Here is a 23,553-nt window from a genome sequence, read left to right as displayed (position 1 = left end):
ACTCCGAACCCACACCACCCGAACCCACAACCTCGAACAAACGAGCCCGAAACGGCACCTCCGCCGTCACATCGAAACCAACAGAGACGAACTCGACCACACGGTCGAGCACGTCCGCCTCCGCCACCGGCTCTACCGCCAAAGTGGGAGCCACCGCATCGACCTCGAGCACCAACTGTGATCCGACACCGTCGATTTCGGGATAGATCGTGCGCACGGATTCGTGACGCGACAGGACATCGCGGACAGCGGACTCCAGCGCAGCGACGTCGAGATCACCGGTCAGCCTGATCGCCACCGGAATATTGTTCACCGCAGACGCGGTATCGAATCGGTTGAGGAACCACATCCGCTGCTGCGCCAACGACAACGGAACAACATCCGGCCGCTCCTGCGGAACGAGCGGTGCTCGTCCCCCGCCGCCCTGCGCAACTGCGGCGTCGACGAGTATCGCGAGTCCCGCGACCGTCGGCGCGTCGAAGAAGTCGCGAACGTCGATACGGATGTCGAATCGCGCATTGATGCGCGAGATCACCCGAGTGGCGATCAACGAGTTACCGCCGATCGCAAAGAAATCGTCGTCGGCACCGATGGTCTCGGAACCGAGTACCTCGGCGAACACCGCTGCAAGCGCCAGCTCGGTTTCGGTGGACGGCTCCCTGTATTCGCTTGCCAGCGAGGAGAAGTCGGGAGCGGGAAGAGCTCGTCGGTCGAGTTTGCCGCTGGAACCGAGTGGGAACTCCTCGACTGCGACGAACAACGCGGGGACCATGTATTCCGGCAAGCGGGACGCGACAGCCTGCGCCAGAGACTCCTGGTCGATGACCTCGCCCTGCGCAGGCACCACATACGCGAGAAGGACATCACCGAGCGAGTCGTCGGTGTGGACTAGGGCGACCGCTTGTGCTACCGAAGGATGCTCGAGAACGGCAGTTTCGATCTCACCGAGCTCGATGCGAAGACCACGTAGCTTCACCTGGAAGTCGGTGCGTCCCACATATTCCAGCATGTCGACTTCACCGCGAGGTACCCACCGGACCAGGTCGCCGGTCCGGTACATCTGGCGCCCGCTCTCGAACGGATCAGCCACGAACCGATCGGCTGTCAGATCCGGTCGCGCTACGTAACCACGTGCAAGTTGGACGCCCGCAAGATAGAGCTCACCTTCGACACCGGTCGACACCGGTCGGAGGCCATCGTCCAACACGTAGAGCGAGGTGTCGTGCACGGCCCGGCCGATAGGGACGGATCCCGATTCCACATCGGCAGTCTCGTAGTACGTGACATCCACTGCGGCCTCTGTCGGCCCGTACAAGTTGTGCAGTTCTGCCGAGCTGACGGTATGAAAGCGCGTCGTGGTCTGAGCCGGGAGCGCCTCACCGGACGCAAATACATATCGCAGAGTCTCGATCCCGCGGACCGAGGGTTCTGCGACGAACACCGCGAGCATCGACGGCACGAAGTGCGCCACAGTGACACCGCGGTCGATCATCACACGAGCAAGATACGCGGGGTCACGGTGTCCATCGTGTGTCGCGACGATGAGACGCGCACCGATCTGCAAGGGCCAGAAGAATTCCCACACCGACACATCGAATGTGAACGGCGTCTTTTGCAGCACCACATCGTCCGGTGTCAAGACGTAGTGATCTTGACGCCATTGCACATTGCTGACGATCGCGCGATGTGAAACTGCCACACCCTTGGGGCGGCCGGTGGATCCTGATGTGAAAATCACGTAGGCCAACGCGTCGTCCGACAACGTCCGAACCCGGTCGCTGTCGGTGAGGGCGGTCGCGTCGAATCCGTCCAGCTCCAACAAGTCGATCTCGATGACACCGACCCCGGTCGGCAGGTCGAGGGGTTCTGTGGACAGGCCGAGTACGGCTGCCGGCTGAGCGACGTCGAGCACGTAGGCCAGCCGCTCCGCCGGGTGATCAGGATCGAGCGGAACGTAGGCTGCTCCCGATTTCACGATCGCGTACATGCCGACGAGTAACTCCAGCGACCGTTTTATCCCCAATCCGACGAGGCACTCCGGGCCGATTCCCAGCGACACGAGATGGCGGGCGAGTCGATTCACGCGAGAATCGAATTCCGCGTAGGTCAAGCTTGCGCCCTCGAACTCGACGGCGATTGCATCCGGGGTACGGGCGACCTGTTCCTCGAACCGGGATACGAGCGTCGGCGGGCCTGCAGGCGTCATATCCCCCAACACCTCGGAGGCGTCGGCGATGATCGACTCGACGATGCCGGCGAGGCCGCGGGACTCGAGTGCGCCGGGAAGAACGTTGGACAGCACGACGGTGACGAGGGCCTCGGTGCCGAGTGCGCCACCCATGGCGGCCTCGAGCGCAGTCAGTTCGGCATGCAACGTCGTGTAGGTCACGGTTGTCCCACCATGGGTCAACGCGATGCGATCGGGCGCAGCATCGACAACTGCAGAGATCACTCCTGGAAGCTCGTCCACGGTTACGCTGCCGGCAGCGTCCTGGCTTCGAGTGTTCGGCCGACCATTCGACATCTGAGTGTTCCTCCTACTAACCGCCGCGGGACGCGCCGAGATGCATCGCATACACGAGACACCCTACGAAACGCTGCGACACAAACCGGCTTCGACTCCAAGTTCACGATCAGGCCCAGGTAGGTCACTGCATGGTGACACCGGGTCCTCCCGGATCAGCGATGAACGACTGAGCGTCACTGATCAGTGACGCAACTGTCGCGGCGAAACCATCGGCACCCAGCGCAGGCAATATTCCTGGTATAAGACCTGTCAGCGCCACCGACAGAACCGCCTCTGGTTTGAGTGCGCCCCCGGTCGATTTCGAGACGGCCGACAGTTTCTCGTCGAGCTGACCGAAGGTGACGGAAGTTCCGGCGTGGGACACCGCAATGGACGATGCGGCAACTGCGGCCGCGGCCGAGACCAGTTCGGGCAGGTCGTCGATCGTCTTCGGCTTCGGTGCCGGCTCTGCACGTTCGGCCTCGGCCCGCATGTCCACCGCCCGAATGACACTGCTGGGGTCTGAGGTCACGAGATCGAGCACACGGGTGAAACGCTGCGCGAACAATTCGATCGTCTTCGACTCGAACAACGACGTGGCGTAGTTGAACACGGCATCGATTCCGACAAGATCACCGGAATCGTCGAAACGTTCGACCGCCGTCAGTTGCAGATCGACTTTGGCCTGCTCCAGTCCGCTTTCCAAAGCCGACACTTCCAGGCCAGGCAATGCGAACGTGCCGGTGGCAAGGTTCTGGAAGGTCAGCATGACCTGGAACAGAGGACTGTAGGCGGCCGAGCGCTTGTGACCCGCCACCTCGACAACCCGCTCGAAAGGGACATCGGCGTTACCGAACGCAGACAGATCGGTTTCCCGTACGTCTATCAACAGATCAGCAAAGGTCGCGCTCGGCGAGACTTTCGTCCGGAGCACCAACGTGTTGACGAACATTCCGACGAGGTCGTCGAGCGCGGCGTCACCACGACCCGCCACCGGGGTCCCTACGGTGATGTCTTGATCACCGCTCAGCTTCGACAGCAGCACCGCCAACGCGCCGTGCACGACCATGAAGACTGTCGCATTGTGCTCACGCGCAGTTTTTTGTACACGCGCTGCTATGTCGGACGGGACCGTGAACTCGGAGCGGCCACCGCGCAAGGACGCTCGAGCAGGGCGCGGAAAGTCGGTCGGCAACGCGATCTGCTCGGGCGCGCCGACCAGAGCATCGGCCCAGTAGCCGATCTGCTTGGACAACACACTGTCCGGATCGTCCTCGGATCCGAGGACCTCGCGCTGCCACAACGCGTAATCGGCGTACTGCACAGGCAGTTCCGTCCACTGCGGCGCGTCGCCTGCCGTCCGGGCGACGTAGGCAGTCATGACGTCTCTGATCAACGGCCGCATGGAGAAGCCGTCGGCGCTGATGTGATGTGCGACGAAGACCAACACGAACTCGGAACCGTTCGTCTCGCTGATCGAAAAGAGCTCGGCGCGAACGGGCACCTCGGCCGCAACATCGAACCCGGCGGTGACGACGTCTCCGACGACTGCCGGTACGTCGGCGGCCGAGATTTCACGAATCTCGAGCCTTGGTAGCACTTCGGACACCGGAACCACGGATTGCACGGGGCCGTGATCGGAATCCGGATACCGCGTACGCAGTATCTCGTGCCGACGGAACAGGTCGCCCACTGAGGCTCGCAGCGCCGCGACGTCCAATGAACCGGAGAGTCTGATGGCCACTGGAATGTTGTAGGCGTCCGATGCACGATCCACTTGATTGAGGGTCCACATGCGCTGCTGCGCCAAGGACAGCGACACGGCCTCCGGACGAGGGCGTGCGACCAGAGGCACACGAGCTCCCTGCCCGACGTGCGATTCCACCCGCGCAGCCAACGCACCGACCGTCGGCGCCTCGAACACCGAGCGCACCGAGATCGACGCATTCAGTGCCGCCCCGAGACGGGCAACGAGCTGGGTTGCGACCAGGGAATTGCCGCCCAGTGCGAAGAAATCGTCGTCGAGTCCCACTCGAGCCACTCCCAGAAGCTCGGAGTACACACGCGCCACGATCTCCTCGATGGGATCGGTCGGAGCGCGAAACTCGGTCGATTCGAAGACCGGAGCAGGCAGCGCTGCCCTGTCGAGCTTGCCGTTGGCGTTGAGCGGCAACGACCCCAGGACGACGAAGTGTGACGGCACCATGTACGACGGCAACGACGTACCCAACGCGGTCCGTATCTCGTCGATGTCGATCGTCCGGGATTCGGAAGGAACCAGATACCCCACGAGTCGATCCCCGGTGAGGGCGTCGGAGTGCGAGATCACCGCCGAATCGGCGAGCGTATCGAGAGCGCGCATTGCCGCCTCGATTTCGCCGAGTTCGATCCGGAAGCCTCTGATCTTGACCTGGAAGTCGGAGCGGCCCGCGAACACGAGCTCGCCGTCTGCATTCCAGTAGGCCAGGTCACCCGAGCGATACAGCCGTCCGCCACTGGGGTCGAAAGGACTGGCGACGAAGCGCTCAGCGCTCAGATCGGGACGGCCGAGGTACCCCCGTGCCAGCTGCCCGCCCGCAAGATACAACTCCCCGATGGTTCCCGTCGGGACAGGGTGTAGGCGGGTATCGAGCACGTACGTCTGTGTATTCCACTCCGGCCGACCGATCGGGACGCGCGCACTCTCATCGGGTCGTACGCGGTGCGAGGTCACCGACACCGCAGCCTCGGTGGGGCCGTACAGGTTGAACAGGCCAGCGTCGTTGTGTTCGACGAAACGCCGCGCGGTATCTCCCGGCAGTGCCTCACCGATCGCGAGCACGCGCTTCAACGAAGACGGAAGGGCGCCATCTCCGTCGACCATCAGCGCGGTCAACATCGACGGCACGACATGGAGCGTGGTGATCGACTCTTTCCGAATGATGTCGTTGACTCGTGCGGGGTCGCGGTGCTCGTCCGGTCCGGCGATGACGAGGGTCGCCCCTGACGTCGGGGCCGACCAGAACTCCCACACCGACAGGTCGAACGTCGCTGCAGTCTTCAGCAGAATCGCATCCCGCGAATCGAGATCGAATTCCGCTCGCTTCCACATGAGCTGATTGACGATCGCAGCGTGGGTCACGGCCACACCCTTGGGGCGTCCGGTCGATCCCGAGGTGAAGATGACATATGCGGAGTTACCCGCGCGCAACGGTGCCTGCCGCTCCGAATCGGTGATCGGCGCGTCCGAATATGCCGATAGTTCCAGACCTGCGATATCCGACATCGGTATGTCCAGAACGGAGTGGTTCGCCAGTCGCGAACCGTCACTCGACTTGGACAGCAGCAGTATCGGCTCAGCAGTGTCGAGTATGTACTCGATCCGTTCCAGCGGCTGATCGGGATCGAGTGGAACATATGCGCCACCTGTTTTCGCGACGGCGAACATCGCGACAACCAGATCAGCACTGCGGCGTATCACCAATGCCGTCAGCGTCTCCGGTCCGACCCCACGTGCGATCAGATACCGGGCCAATCTGTTGACCTTCGAATCGAATTCACGGAAGGTCCAGCGGCGATCACCCTCGACCACCGCAGTCGAGTCCGGATGGATCGCGACCTGCTCGTCGAACAACGAGACCAGAGTGGCTTCGCGGTCAACGGGATGGTCGGTCGAATTCCACGAATCGAGTACGAGTTCGCGTTCGGAAGCAGCCAGCAAGTCGATGTCCCCGAGCAGTATCTCGGGTCGATCGACCACAGATTCGAGTAGCCGGACGAACCGAGTCGCGATCGTGCTCACCGTTGTGTGGTCGAAGAGATCCTTCGCGAACGTGAACTCTGCCGACATTCCTGCAGGCACTCCGCTTTCGGAATAGCGGTCCACCACGATCAGATGCAGATCGAACTGTGCCACACCGGACTCGATATCCACTGCTGCGATATCGAGACCAGGAAGGGCCACATCGGTGACTCCCTGGTTCTGGAAGGAGAACCCGACCTGAAACAGCGGGTGCCGTGCAGTCGAACGGACAGGATTGAGGACTTCCACCAGCCTCTCGAACGGCACGTCCGCGTTGGCGAAGGCGCCGAGGTCCACCTCACGGGCGCGGTCGATGAGTTCGTCGAACGACAGTGCGCCGTCCACCTGTGTGCGTAGAACCAGTGTGTTGACGAACATGCCGATCAGATCGTCGAGTGCGCGATCACCGCGACCGGCGATCGGTGTACCGACAGCGATGTCCTCTGTGCCGGAGAGCCTCGAGAGTAGCCCGGCGAAGGCCGCGTGCACCGCCATGAACAAGGTGCTACCCCGCTTGCGTGCCAGATCGCGCAAACGTCCGTGTAGTTCTGCATCGATGTCGAATTCGACACTGCCACCGGCGAAAGACTGCGTTGCCGGTCGCGCGCGATCGGACGGGAGGGTCAGCTCGTCCGGAAGATCCGCGAGTGCGTCGGTCCAGTAGCTGATCTGCTGAGCCGCAGTCGAGTTCGCGTCGTCTTCGGAGCCGAGCGCTTCGCGCTGCCAAAGACTGAAATCGGCGTACTGCACCGGCAACGGAATCCAACCCGGCTCGGTGCCCGTCGCCCGCGCCGCGTATGCGGTCATCAGATCACGAGCCAGCGGACCGACCGATACCCCATCGACGCTGATGTGATGCGCAACCATCGCGAGCACGTGCTCGGTGGCACTGATTCGGTAGAGCTCGATTCGCATCGGTACCTCTGTCGTCACATCGAACTGTGTGGACGCGAGTACAGCGATGTGCTCAGCCACAGCGTCGGGGGCGACATCTGATACCGGCAGCTCCGGAATTGACCGAGACGGGTGCAAAATCTTCTGCACCGGGCCGTTCTTGGACTCCGGATACATGGTTCGAAGCGACTCATGACGAGAAATGAGATCGGCGACGGCCGCTCCGAGGGCTGCTACATCCAGCTCGCCTGACAGGCGAAGTGCAAACGGAACGAGGTACGCCGTCGAGGTGGGATCGAACCTGTTCAAGAACCACATACGACGCTGGGACAACGACAGTGGGATCTCGTTCGGGCGCGTGCGCGCGGCAAGCGCGACTCTCCCGGACGTTCCGGACCGTTCGACCTCGACAGCGAGCCTCTCCACTGTTCGTGACTCGAACAGTGCACGCACCGGCACAACTGAATCGACCGCTGCGCCGATCCTCGACACCACTCGCGTCGCAATCAGCGAGTTGCCGCCGAGTTCGAAGAAGTCGTCATCGACACCGACCCTGTCGACACCGAGCAAGTCGGCGAAGACCTCCGCGACGATCTCCTCGATCGGCGTAGTCGGCGCCCGGAACTCTCGAACCTCGAACACCGGCTCCGGCAACGCGCGACGATCCAACTTTCCGTTCACAGTCAACGGAATCTCGGACACCACAACAAAAGCTGACGGAATCATGTACTCCGGCAACACCGCAGCCACTGCACCACGAAGGGCCTGAACATCGACGCTCGAACCCACGACCGGTACGACGTACGCCACCAACTGTTGTGCGTCGTGCCGATCGGTTCGAACCACGACGGCCACCTGGCCCACCGAATCCTGACTCGACAGCCCGGATTCGATTTCACCGAGCTCGATACGGAAGCCACGAATCTTGACCTGATCATCAGCACGACCGACGAACTCGAGATCACCATCGATGGTCCACCGCGCCACATCACCGGTGCGGTACATCAACGAACCAGCAGCATGCGCCGCACTACCAGAGAACGGGTTGGCGAGGAAGCGCGTTGCAGTCAGGTCCGTTCGACCGAGGTACCCACGAGCGAGCGTTCCACCCGCAACATACATTTCGCCCGCAACACCCACCGGAACCGGCTCCAGACGCGAATCGAGAACATAGACACGTAGCCCTGGGATAGCTCCGCCCACTACCGATCCCGTAGCACTCGACACCAGTTCGCGGTCGATCCGACGATGCGACACATGCACGGTGGTCTCGGTGATCCCGTACATGTTCACCAGCTCGGGACCGTTCTCCCCGTGTCGATCGAACCAATCCGACAGTCGACGCAGTTCGAGGGCCTCACCACCGAAGATCACATACCTGAGCTGCAAGCTTCCCTCACCGACAGTGCCGACTCGGTCCACCTCTGCCAGCTGATAGAACGCCGACGGGGTCTGGTTCAGGACGGTGACATTTTCACGAATCAGCAGTTCACGGAACGACTCCGGCGACCGTGAGGTGAAGTAGTCCACCACCACGAGCGTGCCGCCGTGAAGCAAGGGCCCCCACAGTTCCCACACCGAAAAGTCGAATGCGTACGAGTGGAACAGCGTCCACACATCACTGCTGTCGAACTCGAACAGCCCATCCGTATTGGCCATCAAACGCGCCACCGCGACATGCGGGACCACTACGCCCTTCGGACGCCCCGTCGATCCTGAGGTGTAGATGACGTAGGCAACATCCGTGGGACGGAGCGGACGAGCACGCTCGACATCGTTCACCGCAGCGGAACCGAAAACCGACAAATCGACGGCGTCGATCTCCACGCAGTCCAACTCTGCAGGCACTGAGAATTCGCGTCCCGACCAGGTTACCAACGCAGTCGGTGCAGCATCTGCCAAGACGTAGGCGATGCGGTCTGCCGGATTGGTCGGATCCACCGGCACATACCCACCGCCGGCTTTGATCACAGCCAACAATGTGACAACGAGCTCCACCGATCGTGGCAATGCCACGGCGACCAACGACTCCGGGCCGACTCCAGTCGACATCAGGTGACGTGCAAGGCGATTCGAGCGATCGTCGAGCTCCCGATAACTCAACCGCTCATCACCGAACACCACCGCAGTCGCCTGCGGAGCCCACAGGACCTGTTGGTCGAACATCTCGGCCAATGTCGATACCGAGGGATCGATCCCGTCGACACCTGCCCAGGTCGAGGTCACAAGCACTCGTTCCTCGGCACCGAGCAGATCGATCTCGCCGATCACGATGTGTTCGTCCTCGGCAACCGCGTCGAGCACCCTCAGCAACCTAGCGCCGAACTCTTCGACCGTTCCTCGGTCGTAGAGATCTGTTGCGTAGGTCCAGAAAACTCGCAGACCATCCGGGGTGCCGTCTACAGCCGTCGATTCGGTGACCGTCAATTGCAGGTCTGCACGCGCGGTCGCCGCGTCGACGTCCACCGGCGCGACGGTAAGCCCAGGGAGGTCGAATCCAGTCCGTCGGACGTTCTGGAACGCGAGCAATACTTGAATCAGCGGATGACGGGCTTGTGAGCGCTCGGGATTGAGCACCTCCACCAGACGCTCGAACGGAATATCGGAATGCGCGAATGCAGCCAGGTCGACCTCACGCGCTGTCGCGAGCAATTCGCTGAACGTCGTCGCTGCGTCCACATCGGTGCGCAGGACAAGGGTGTTGACGAACATCCCGATCACATCGTCGAGAGCAGCGTCTCCGCGACCCGCGATCGGTGTGCCTATCGCGATATCGTCCGTCGCCGACATGCGGGCCAACATCACGGCAACTGCACTGTGGACGACCATGAACAACGACGCGTTGTTTTCTCGCGCGAGCGCTGAGAGTCGACCATGTACATCTGCGGTGACGTCGAAAGACACCATGGCCCCGTGACCCGAAGCCTTCTCTCCGCGAGGACGATCGGTCGGCAAAGTCACCTCGTCGGGCAGCCCGGCGAGCGCGTCTCGCCAGAATGTCTCCTGCTGAGCGAGCAGCGAGCCTGGGTCGGATTCGGACCCCAACACCTCGCGCTGCCAGATGGCGAAGTCCGCATACTGGACCTCGAGCATCGGCCAGCCTGGGTCATGCCCCTCCGATCGGGCCACATATGCCGTCATGACATCGCGGGCCAGCGGAGACATCGAAAACCCATCGGCCGCAATGTGGTGGGCTACGAACATCAGCACGTGCTCGCGAGCACCGATCCGGAAGAGCTGCGTACGGAACGGAACATGCAGGGTGACATCGAAGCCAGTCGCAGCCAACTCGTACATACGCCCCGGCAGTTCATCTGCCGAAACGTCTACCGGTGTCAGATCGAGCGTGACGTCACCGACGGGCAGGATCTTTTGGTATCCCGATCCCTCGTGGTCCGGATAGACGGTGCGCAACGACTCGTGACGGCTCGTCAGATCGCCTACCGCCGCGGCCAGCGCCGCGACATCCAAAGCTCCGGTAAGCCTGATCGCCGCCGGAATATTGTTGACAGCCGACTCCGGATCGAATCGGTTGAGGAACCACATCCGTTGCTGTGCAAGGGACAATGGGATCAATGCCGGGCGGTTCTGTGGACCGAGCGCCTTGCGGCCACCTGTCCCGGCTTTGCGCTCGACGCTGGCCGCCAGCGCGCCGACCGTCGAATTCTCGAACAGCTCTCGTACTCCGACACTCGAGTCCAGCGCGGTACCCAACCTCGAAACCAATTGCATGGCAACCAGTGAGTTTCCACCGAGCTCGAAGAAATCGTCGTCGAGACCAACCCTCGCCGTGCCCAGGACGTTCGTGAATACCTGAGCGACGATCTCCTCGATCGGTGTGACGGGTGCGCGGAACTGCGCAACCTCGGCACTGGGCACCGGTAGGGCACGTCGGTCCAACTTCCCGCTCGCGTTGAGTGGGAATGCATCCAACGTTACGAACGCCGACGGCACCATGTACGACGGCAGTGACATCTTCACTGACGCACGAAGCGACTCGGTATCGACGAGGTGACCAGGCCGGGGCACCACGTAGGCGATGAGTCGATCGCCTGCGCGTGCATCGGAATGAACGACCACGACCGCGTCGTCGATGTTCTCGGCGCCCGAGCGCACGCTCGACTCGATCTCACCGAGTTCTACACGTTGGCCTCGAAGCTTGACCTGAAAATCGCTCCGCCCCACATACTCGAGTTCGCCGGCGGAATTCCAACGTACGACATCACCGGTTCGGTAGAGTCGAGAACCGTTCTCGCCGAAGGGGTCTGCCACAAAACGCTCAGCTGTCAGGTCGGCCCGACTCGCGTATCCGCGGGCGAGCTGCACGCCGCCGATATACAGCTCCCCCAGTACTCCGGCGGGCACCGAGTGCAACCGTTGATCCAGCACGTATGCGCGCGTGTTCCACAGTGGCACACCGATGGGAACGGTCTCGGTATCGACGTCGGTGACTTCATGAAAGGTGACGTCGACTGCAGTCTCTGCAGGTCCGTACAGGTCGTGCAACTCGGCGCCAGGAAAGACTTTTCGAACCCGAGCCACGGCCGAAGGCGTGAATGCCTCGCCGCCGACGAACAGCAGTCGAAGGGACCGGCACGCGTCGGTATCGACATCGGTGACGTACACGGACAGTACGGAAGGAACGAAGTGCGCGAGTGTCACCTGTTCCCGCTCGATGATGCGGGTGATCCGGCCTGGGTCTCGATGCGCATCATGTGGAGCGATGACCAGTGAGGCGCCGTTTTCCAGCCCCCAGAAGAACTCCCACACCGACACGTCGAACGTCGCCGGTGTCTTCTGGATCAATACGTCGGCATCGGTCAGCCGGTAGATCTCCTGACGCCACAGCATCTGATTCACGATCGCGCGGTGACTGATCGAGACACCCTTCGGCAGACCTGTCGATCCCGAAGTGAAGATGAGGTAGGCCGGATTGTCCGGTCGGAGTGGACGCGTCCTGTCCGTGTCGGTGATCGCAGACGTCGACACTTCACTCAGATCGAGCGTGTCGAATACACAGACAGGCGCATCCGCAGTGATCGAGTTCGCGGTGTCCTCGGTCGCAAGGACCAGAACTGGCCGAGCAGTCGCCAGGATGTGCTCGTTACGCGAGGCAGGCTGATCGGGATCGAGGGGCACGTACGCTGCCCCGGATTTGATGATCGCGTACATGCCTATCAGCAGCTCGAACGAACGCCGTGCCACCAATGCCACGGTGGACTCGGGGCCGACACCTCGGCCCACCAGATACCGAGCGAGGGCGTTCGCTCGCGCATCGAACTCCGCGTAGGTAAGGACCGGCGACGGGGCGTCGGTCTCCGATGCAAGCACCAGCGCAGTCGCATTCGGAGTACGACCGACCTGCGCGTCGAACAGGGAGGCGAGAGTCTGGGTGCTATCGACCGCATGCTCGGTATCGTTGACCGTGCGGACCAGCTGGTTGTACTCCTCCGGTTCCTGAAAGTCGATGTCGCCGACAATGATTGCCGGATCGACTTCGATCGCTCGTAAGATCCGCTGGAAACGAGCGGCCATCGCCTCGACGGTGGCCGCGTCGAACAGGTCGGTTGCGTAGGTGAAGAGGCAGGACAAGCCGGCGTCGGTGCCGTGCTCGTCGGTCTTCTGACTCATGGTCAGCTGGAGATCGAACTTCGAACCCTTGGTTTCGAAGTCGACCATCGAGACCGACAGTCCTGGCAGCTCGAGGTTCGTCAGCTCCATGTTCTGGAACGAGAGCATCACCTGGAACAGTGGGTGTCTGGCTTGCGATCGGGCAGGGTTGAGCACCTCGACGAGGCGTTCGAACGGGACATCTGCGTTGGCGAAAGCCTGCAAGTCCGTCGTACGCGTAGCGGCGAGCACCTCATCGAACCGTGCACGCCTGTCCACCGGGGTGCGGAGAACGAGCGTGTTGACGAACATGCCGATCAGATCGTCGAGAGCGGACTCTCCTCGTCCAGCAACCGGAGTTCCGACCACGATGTCCTCGGTCCCCGAGAGACGCGCGAGCAGGACAGCGAAAGCCGAATGCATCACCATGAACAGCGAAGAGGTGTGGCGACGTGCAAGATCGGTCAGGACGTCCACGGTGTCCTGATCGACGAGGAAGCTCACGCCCGCACCCTGATTCGATGCGACCGCTGGCCTCGGATGATCTACCGGCAGATCCAACTGGGCAGGTATCCCTGCGAGCGCAGACTTCCAATAGTTCTGTTGCCGCGCCAGTAGCGATTCCGGGTCACTCTCGTGCCCGAGCATGTCACGCTGCCACAAACTGTAATCCGCGTACTGAACCGGTAGCGGCAACCAATTCGGTTGCACGCCTTCGGACCTGGCAATATAGGCCGTCATGATGTCCCGGGTCAGTGGGCCCATCGAGAAGCCATCGGTGGAGATGTGATGGACGACCAGCACCAGAAGGTGTTCGGTCGGGCTGATTTCGAACAGACGCGCACGTAACGGAAGTTCGACGGTGACGTCGAAGCCGGTCGTCGCAACGTCTTCCAGAACCGAGAAAATGTCGTCCCCGGAGATCTCGATCGGCGCGAGATCAGGAATCACCTGGCTGGTGGGCAATACCAACTGATGGCCGGACCCGTCGACCTCGGGGAAAATGGTACGAAGGGACTCGTGCCGATCCAACACGTCGGCAACGGCCACATTGAGTGCCTGTCGGTCGAGCAGACCGGACAAGCGCACTGCCACAGGAATATTGTTGACCCCGGAGGCAGTGTCGAACCTGTTGAGAAACCACATGCGCTGCTGGGCGAGAGAGAGGGGAACGAGGTCCGGGCGCGCCTGCGGCACCAGAGGCTTACGGCGTCCGGCACCTGCCCGCTCGGCGAGTGCGCGAGCCAAAGCGTCGACAGACGGATTCTCGAACAACGTACGGACGCCGATCTCGGCATCGAGGGCTGCGCCCAGTCGAGTCACGACACGCGTCGCGATCAACGAGTTGCCGCCCAGTTCGAAGAAATCGTCGTCGAGTCCGACCTCGTTCGCGTCGAGTACCTCTGCAAAGACTCGCGCGACCGCCTGCTCCGTCGGCGAGACGGGTTCGCGGTACTCGCGCTGCACATGTACCGGATCCGGAAGTGCACGACGGTCGAGCTTGCCCGTGGCACCCAGCGGGAATTGCGCCAACGGCACGAAAACGGACGGGACCATGTACTCGGCCAGTCGTGAGGCCAGCATCTCTCGTACCGGACGGAGATCGGTATCGGGAGCAGTGACCACATAGGCGACCAACTGTTCGCCTCGCACCGAGACGGCCGCCTGCTGGATCGAGGTGTTTTCGAGTAGCACAGCTTCGACCTCACCGAGCTCGATGCGCAGACCCCTGAGCTTGACCTGCGAATCGCTGCGACCGATGTACTCCAGTTCACCGCCGCGATTCCACCGCACGACATCGCCGGTTCGGTACATCCGACTTCCGTACTGCGCGAACGGATCTGCGACGAAGCGGTCGGCCGAGAGGTCCGGACGACCGACGTATCCGCGCGCCAACTGAGCACCCGCGAGATAGAGCTCACCCGCGACACCCACCGGCACCGGCAACAGGCGCGCATCGAGCACGAACACCGAGGTGTTCCACACGGGCATACCGATCGGCATCACAACTGTGTCGACGTCGCTCACCGGGTGGTATGTGACGTCGACGGCAGCCTCGGTGGGACCGTACAGATTGTGCAAGGCGACATGGGGCAACGTTCGACGCAATGCCTGTGCGGTTGTCGGAGCGAGCGCTTCACCCGAGGCGAACACCAGACGCAACGAACTAGCCGCGGCCCGGCGGACCTCGACCTCCGGAACGAACACCGCCAGCATCGACGGCACGAAGTGTGCGACGGACACCCGCTCGCGCTGAACGAGTTGAAGGAGATAGCCGGCATCTCGATGGCCGTCGGGCGCAGCAACAACCACCGACGCACCGTTCTGCAGAGCCCAGAAGAATTCCCACACCGAGACGTCGAATGTGGACGGGGTCTTCTGGAGAACGACGTCGGCGTCGTCGATCGGGTATTCGTTCTGCATCCACAGCAAACGATTCACGATGGCCGAATGCGCCACTGCGACACCCTTGGGCCGACCTGTCGAACCGGAGGTGAAGATCGCGTATGCCGTATTCGATTCCCGTAGCGGGCGGACCCGGTCATCGTCCGACACCGGCGCGTTCGAGTACCCGTCGACGTCCAGCGTATCGATGTCGATGACGCCGATGACGCCGAGTTCGAGATGATCCCGCGTCGTGGACAACACACAGACAGGGGACGCGGTGGCAATGATGTACTCGTTGCGCTCGATTGGCTGCGTCGGATCGACAGGTACGTATCCGGCGCCTGTTTTGACGATGGCATACATTCCGACCAGCAGTTCCACACTGCGGCCGATCGCAAGCCCCACCAACATGTCCGGGCCGACACCGATCGAGATCAAGTGCCGCGCAAGGCGATTGACTCGAGAATCGAATTCCGAGTACGTAAGGGTCGCGTCCTCGTACACCAGCGCTGTGGCGTCAGGTGTGGCCTCGACCTGGCGATCGAACAGATCTACCAGTGTCAGACCGGATGCGACATCGTGCCGTGTGCTGTTCCACGTCGATAGAACTCGCTCGCGTTCACCGGTATCCAGCAGATCGATGTCACCCACCGCGACCGATGAATCCGCGACGACCGCTTCGAGAACGCGAACGAATCGAGACGCGAAACTGCGCACAGTTTCAGCATCGAAAAGATCTATTGCGTAGGTCAATTCGGCGGACATGCCCTGCCCGCGACCGTCCTCCCCGATCGACTCGACGACGTTGAGCTGTAGATCGAACTTTGCTACCTCCGTATCGAGAGCAACGCTGTCGACGGAGAGACCGGGCAGTTCGACGTGGCTTCGAGTGAGGTTCTCGAAGGAAAGCATGACCTGAAAAAGCGGGTGCCGCGCCTGTGAACGTGTTGGATTGAGCACCTCGACGAGGCGTTCGAAGGGCAGGTCTGCGTGACCGAATGCGCCGAGCGCCACTTCCCGCGCGCGACCGAGCTGCTCCGAGAACGATCGCGACGCGTCGACGTCGGTGCGGAGCACCAAGGTGTTGACGAACATCCCGACCAAATCGTCGAGCGCGGCGTCCCCGCGACCGGCCACGGGCGTCCCGATGGCAATGTCGTTCGTCCCGGACAGTCTCGAGAGCAAAACGGCAAGGGCGCCGTGCACAACCATGAACAGAGAAGCATTGTGGGCATGCGCCAGAACGGACAATTCACGATGCATGCGGGCAGAGATTTCGAAACGAACCGAGGAACCCTTGTAGGACTGACGATTCGGCCGCGGATGGTCGGTCGGCAGATCGAGCTGATCCGGTAGCCCTGCAAGCATGTCCGCCCAGTAGTGGACCTGGCTCGAAACAATCGACGTCGAGTCCTTCTCCGAACCGAGAACCGATCGCTGCCACAAACTGTAATCGGCGTACTGAACGGCCAGGGGCAGCCATGCGGGATGCTCCCACGCCGTCCGAGCCGCATAGGCGATCATGATGTCGCGAGCGAGGGGCCCCATCGACCAGCCGTCGGCCGATATGTGGTGCACCACCATCGCGACCACATGCTCGCGTGGCCCGATCTCGAACAGTCGGGCTTGAATGGGGACGTTCACCGTCACGTCGAACGTGGTCGAAGCGAGCGCGAAGACCTGGCGCTGGATGTCCGCTGCCGACGTCTGAATCGGCATGAGATTCGGTACGGTCTGAGCCGCATCGAGGATGCACTGCCGCGGGCCGTCGGCGGTGTCCGGGTAGACGGTCCGCAACGACTCGTGTCGATCGATGACATCCATGATGGCGACTTGGAGTGCCGCCACGTCCAGCTCGCCGGTCAGTCTCAGTGCGAACGGAATGTTGTAAGCAGTGGAATCGGTGTCGAATCGATTGAGAAACCACATCCGTTGCTGCGCCAACGACAGTGGCACGTGTTCGGGACGGGTCGAGGCGACCAAGGGGGTGCGACCGCCTTCGCCCGCTGCTTGCTCCACCCGTACTGCAAGAAGCGCTACCGTGGATGCCTCGAAAACCATGCGTACGGGAACACTTGCATCCAGCGCGACACCCAGCCTGGAGACCACCTGAGTGGCCAGTAGCGAGTTGCCGCCGAGTTCGAAGAAGTCGTCGTCGAGGCCGACGACAGGGACACCGAGGACATCACTGAACACTGTCGCAACAGTTTCCTCGATCGGAGTCGTCGGGGCACGGAACTGACGAAAGCTGATTCCGAGTTCCGGTTCTGGAAGCGCCCGGCGATCCAGTTTGCCGATCGGTGTCAACGGAACCTCGTCGAGAACGACGATCACCGAGGGCACCATGTAGTTCGGCAGCAGACGAGCAACGTGCTTCGACAGTTCGTCCTTGTCGATACCCACCGAACCGTGCACGTACGACACGAGAGCCGTTTGACCGGACTGCATTTCGCGTCCGAGTGTCGCAGCGAAGGTGACCGCCGGGAACGTCTCGAGCGCTGCGTCGATCTCCCCGAGTTCGATACGGAAGCCGCGAACCTTCACCTGGAAGTCCGAGCGCCCCACGTACTCGATGGCAAAGTCTTTCGTCCATCGAACAATGTCACCGGTGCGGTACATCCGCGTCCCCGCGTTGCTGTACGGGTCGGCGACGAACCGATCCGAAGTCAACCCTGCACGCTTGTAATATCCACGTGCGACAGCGTCGCCCGACAGATAGAGCTCACCTGCGACACCGGCAGGGACCGGCTGCAGGCGCGAGTCCAGAATCAGAGCGCCGACACCAGGCACAGGCCGACCTACCGTGATCGGCTCGCCGACGAACAGTTCACCGCGCGTCGATACGATCGTTGTTTCGGTAGGCCCGTATGCGTTGAAGAAGCGGCGGCCCGGCGCCCAACGCGCGATCAGATCGGCCGCGGATGCCTCACCGCCGACGGACAACAATTCCAGGTCGTCGAGGCCGGCCGGGTCGACGGAGCCGAGCACGGCCGGCGTGATGATCGCATGTGTGACAGCAACATCGGCGAGAAGTCGATGAAGTTCGGGGCCACCGATGATCGACGGCGGAGCCACGACCAGAGTTGCTCCAGCCGAGGCAGTGAGTGCCCATTCGAGAACCGATGGGTCGAAACTCGGGGAGATCACGTGCAGGAACCGCGACGCAGGCGTCACCCGATACAGGTCGACCGACTGGTCGATAAGGCCCGACAGGCCTCGATGAGTGACACTGACGCCCTTGGGCAGGCCGGTGGAGCCGGAGGTGTAGATGATGTACGCGGGGTGGTCCAGCCTCAGTGGCGCGGTCCGATCCTCGTCGGACAAGCCGACAGCCGGATAGCCGGCGACAGCCTCCTCGAACTCGGCGTCGTCGATTGCCCACCACTCGCACGTACCGGGTAGTTCGTCGACGCGAGCCGACGAGGTGATCCCTACGAGGGCCCCTGAGTCCGACAGCATGTGCCGTACCCGGTCGACGGGGTATTCGGGGTCGACCGGAACCCATGCGGCACCAGCTTTCGCCACTGCCCACATCGAGACGACCATCTCGAGCGAGCGCGGAAATGCCAGTGCGACAACGGACTCCGGTCCCACGCCGCGATCGATCAGGTACCGAGCATATCGATCGGTCAGCTCGTCGAGTTCTCGGTACGTCACCGTCTCCATAGACGTGTGCACCGCGATGCCGTCCGGGTTGACAGACACACCGGCCGCCAAGAATTCTGGCAGAAGTCGCCGCGATTCGACGCGGCCACCGTGAATGGTCGTCAACGTCTCGGACTCGTCCGGAGCCAAAATATCGATGGCGCCCAACGGAACCGACGCGTCTGCAACGATGGCCTCGAGAATGCGCAGGAACCTGTCTGCGAATCCCTCGATCGTCGACTCGTCGAATAGATCTGTGGCGTACTCGAAGGTGGCTTCGATTCGTCCCGGCTCCCCGGAATCGTCCTGATGCTCGGTGAGCCAGAGCTGAAGGTCGAATTTTGCGATCGGAACATCGAGTTCCTGTGCGGTCACTTGCAGACCGGCGAAGCTGAGCTCGCTCACACGTGCCTTTTCCAGGGAGAGCGCAACCTGAAACAGTGGGTGCCGGGCAGTGGATCGAGCGGGATTGAGGACCTCGACGAGTCGCTCGAAAGGGATGTCTGCGTGCGCGAACGCCGACAGGTTGGTGTTGCGTACCTGATCGAGTAGTTCGTCGAACGAATCGTGGGGCTCAACCCGAGCACGAAGAACCAGCGTATTGACGAACATGCCGATGATATCGTCGAGTTGCTCGTGGGCTCTGCCTGCAATCGGCGCACCGATCGAAATGTCGGTGGTACCGCTCAACCTCGACAGCAACACCGCGTACGCGGCCTGGACGACCATGAAGAGCGACGCTTGGTGTGCGCGTGCCACGGTGGTGAGACCGCGATGGATGCGAGCATCGATGGTGAAGCGGCTCTTTGCTCCGCCGTTGGTCGCCACCGACGGACGGGGGCGATCCGATGGCAGATCGAGCTGATCGGGAAGCTCGTCCAATTCTTGGACCCAGAATTCGATCTGTTGAGCGGACAGCGATGCGCTATCGCTCTCGAGTCCGAGGAGTCGACGTTGCCACAGCGCGTAGTCCGCATACTGGATCGGGAGCGGCGACCACGCGGGCACCCGTCCGTTCGACCGGGCCTCGTAAGCGGCCATCATGTCGCGTGCGAGTGGACCGAACGAAGACCCGTCCGCCGCGATGTGATGCAGCACCATGGCGAGCACGTACTCGGTATCGGAAATCTTGAACAGCGCGATCCGGATCGGTGCGGCGACTGCCACGTCGAATCCACCGCGAGCGAACTCCACCAATTCGGTAGCCAACGAATTCTCGTCGACGGTTGCGGCCGAGAGATCCGACAAGACGTCCTCGGTCCGCAGGATCAATTGTTGTGGGGCATCGTCGACCTGCGGGTAGACCGTCCTCAGCGTTTCGTGACGAGCGACCACGTCCGCAAATGCCTGGGACAGCGCCACTTCGTTCACGTCGCCGGTCAGTCGCACCATGAACGGGAGATTGTAGGCAGCGGTATCCGGGTCGAACCGGTTGAGGAACCACATACGTTGCTGGGCAAGGGACAGGGGCAGAACATCCGGCCGAGTACCGGCAGTCAGTGGTGGGCCTGCGGAACCTTGTTCGATCGCAGTCTCGGCACGCGATGCGAGCGCACCGACCGTCGGTGCTTCGAACAACTCTCGGACACCGAGACGGATGCCGAGGGCAGTTCCCACCCGGGTGACGAGTTGCGTTGCGATCAGCGAGTTACCGCCCAGTTCGAAGAAGTCCTCGTCGAGACCGACGTGCGATGCGCCCAGGACGTCTTCGAAGACACCTGCAACCATGTACTCGACACGTGTCTGCGGTGCTCGGTATTTTCTGGCGCTGCTGAACACCGGCTCCGGCAACGCTTTTCGATCGAGCTTGCCGCTCGTGTTCAGCGGCAGGGCATCGAGAACGACGATCGCGGAAGGCACCATGTACGACGGAAGCGATCGGGACGCGAACTCGGTGCCCTCGGCAGCGTCGAGCGCAGCGCCTGGACCGGGTACTACGTAGGCGACAAGTTGCTCTCCGGTCGCAGTGGGAACCACGAGTGCCACGGCCTGCGAGATGGATTGGTGTGCAAGAAGAACCGTCTCGATTTCACCGAGTTCGATGCGCTGCCCACGAAATTTGACTTGGAAGTCGGTACGCCCGATGTAGTCGATGGTGCCGTCCGCACGCCAACGCACGAGATCGCCGGTGCGGTACATCCGTTCCCCCGCGCTCTCGAACGGGTTGGCGACGAAACGGTCCGAGCTCAAATCTGGTCGGCCCACGTATCCGCGAGCCAACTGCACGCCCGCCAGATAGAGTTCGCCGCTTTCTCCGACCGGGCTGGGCCGGAGCAGGCCGTCGAGTACCAAAGCCCTGGTGTTCCATTCGGGAACTCCGATGGGAACAGTTCTGTCGTCTTGTACACCACTTTCGTAGTACGTCACCGAGACCGCAGCTTCGGTGGGGCCGTACAAGTTGTGCAGCCCGGCATCGGTCAGCTCACGAAAGGCTGCTGCTGTTTCCACCGGCAACGCTTCACCGATGACGAAGACATGCCGCAACGACCCGCATGTTCCGATCGGTGCGTTCGCGACGAACACCGTGAGCATCGACGGCACGAAGTCGGTGACGGTCACGCTGTGTTCGGCGATCTTGTCCGCGACGTAGACCGAGTCCCGATGTCCGTCGGGAGTGGCCAACACCATGGTGGCGCCGACCTGGAGGGGAAGGAAGAAGCCCCACAGTGAGACGTCGAACGTTGTCGCCGTCTTCTGCAGGTAGACGTCGGTGGAGTCGAGTTCGTACTCCGAGCGCATCCACTGGAGTTGGTTGTCGATCGCCGCGTGAGTGACTGCGACGCCCTTGGGTCGGCCGGTGGAACCCGAGGTGTAGATCACGTATGCGGTGTTGTCGAGTCGCAACGGGGAGAGGAGATCGCACTCTTCGACGCGTGCCGAATTCAGCGCTGCGTAGTCGAGAAGGTCGACCTGAATCGTGTCGGTGCCGTCCGGCAGTTCCACGCCGTCGCGCGAGACGACCAGAACGCAGAGTGGTTGCGCAGAGTCGAGAATGTAGGCGGTGCGATCGGCGGGATGATCCGGATCGAGCGGTACCCATGCGCCGCCGGCTTCGACGATCGCATACATCGCAACGATCAGGTCGAGTGATCGACGAATCGACAATCCGACCAGTGTCTCCGGCCCTACACCCTGGGCGATCAGCATCCTGGCAAGACCGCTCACGCGCGAACCGAGTTCGCCGTAGGTGAGCGACAAGCCTTCGTAGACGAGCGCTGTGCTCTCTGGATCGAGGTCGACGCGGGCATGGAAGTCCGACAGAAGTGTCCGTTGGACCAGCTCGTGTTCTGTCTCGTTCCAGATCTGCAGTACAGAGGCTTTCTCGTCTGCAGTGGTCAGCTCCAGGTCCCATACTCGGGCGCTCGGCCCTGCCGCGATGAACCGGTCGAGGAAGTCGGTGAAGCGTGCGTGATTGCGTGCCGATTCTTCGGAGCCGTACAGGTTCGGGTTCGACTCGAAATCGACGTGAGTCGTGCTGCCTGCGACGCTCTGATAGAGGTTGAGCCCGAAATCCTCGATCAAACCGGTGGAGAGGATGTTGATTCCGCCGACCATCGAACCGAAACGCAACTCGCTGAAGAAAAGCATGATGTTGACCCACGGTCCGAAAAACGACGCCTGTCCGCCGGCACCGCCGGCGTCGCGGCGGATGTCTTCGTGGCGGTAACGCTGATGCCGAAGCGCACCGGTCACTTCGGTACCGATGCGTGCCAGAAGCTCTTCGATCGTGGTGTCGCTCGACACGTCGAGACGCAGGGGGACGACATTGGAGACCATGCCACCCGAGCGGCGAAGTACTGCCGTGGTGCGAGCGGTGACCGGCAGGCTCAGGACGACGTCCTCGCGTCCGGTCATCTGTGCCAGGTAGGCCGCGAACGCGCTGATCACGACACTTGCCAGCGTTGCACCCGTCGCAGTGGTCAACTCTTCGATCCGCGCGCCTTGGAGCGGCGACAACGCCGTGGTGTCGATCTGACTGACGGGTGCGGGAGCCGCACTGCGCCCGGCCAGGCTCGTCACAGAGTCGATTCCCGCCACTCGATCCGCCCAGTACTCGCGGTCGGTCTCGAAGCGAGTCGAGTCCCGATATGCAACGTCGAGGTCGTAGACCTTGGTCAGGTCCGAGGACAGATTCTTCTTCGGCTCGGTGCCGTTCACGGCGGCGGTGTAGAGCTCCGCGACGCGATTCATGAACGTGACCGCACCGAATCCGTCGAGCACCACGTGATGGACGCGCTCGTACCAGAAAAAGAGGTCGTCTTCGAGGTGCAGCACCGTCGCGGCGATCAACCGGTCGGTGAGCATGTCTATCGGAGCGCTGTAGTCGGCTCGCATCCACGCGTGCGCTACTGCTCGCGGGTCGTCCTCACCGCGTAGGTCGAGGTATCCGAGTTCGTCGTCGAGGGTGGGATCGACGTATTGGCGCGGTTCAGCATCGACTTCGACGATACGAACGAACCCGGACTGCATCTCGAGCGCTGCTTCGGACGACACTCGCTGCAGAAGGTCGATGTCGAGAACACCACGTAGTTCGACGTACTGCGCGATGTTTGCGGGAACGGACGGATCGACGTGTTGCGCGAACCACATCCCGAGTTGAGCAGGAGAGAGCGGAAACGACGACTCGCGGCCCCCCTGCGCATCCTGACCTGATCCTGCCGAACCTAGCGGGTCCAATCGAAGCCTCTCTTTCCCACAATCACACGCCCCTGATCGACTTCTGAGTGCA

The 23,553-nt window shown here is 62.1% G+C and carries 2 protein-coding genes; both read right to left on the bottom strand.

The genetic code is table 11. The features are described 5' to 3' along the window. Positions 1-2,524, bottom strand: a 2,524-nt coding sequence (locus ABIB36_RS20825) for a non-ribosomal peptide synthetase (RefSeq protein ID WP_354562844.1), incomplete at its 3' end; no start/stop codon positions are given. A 124-nt stretch (positions 2,525-2,648) separates the two neighbouring features. Then, the gene (locus tag ABIB36_RS20820) at positions 2,649-23,501 is read right to left on the bottom strand and encodes a non-ribosomal peptide synthase/polyketide synthase (protein ID WP_354562846.1); all 20,853 of its coding nucleotides are present in this window, start codon (positions 23,499-23,501) and stop codon (positions 2,649-2,651) included. Between the last annotated feature and the right edge of the window lie 52 nt (positions 23,502-23,553).

Source organism: Rhodococcus sp. UYP9 (assembly GCF_040547235.1).
Taxonomy (GTDB): Bacteria; Actinomycetota; Actinomycetes; order Mycobacteriales; family Mycobacteriaceae; genus Rhodococcoides.
This window is presented reverse-complemented; position numbering and strand designations above follow the sequence as displayed.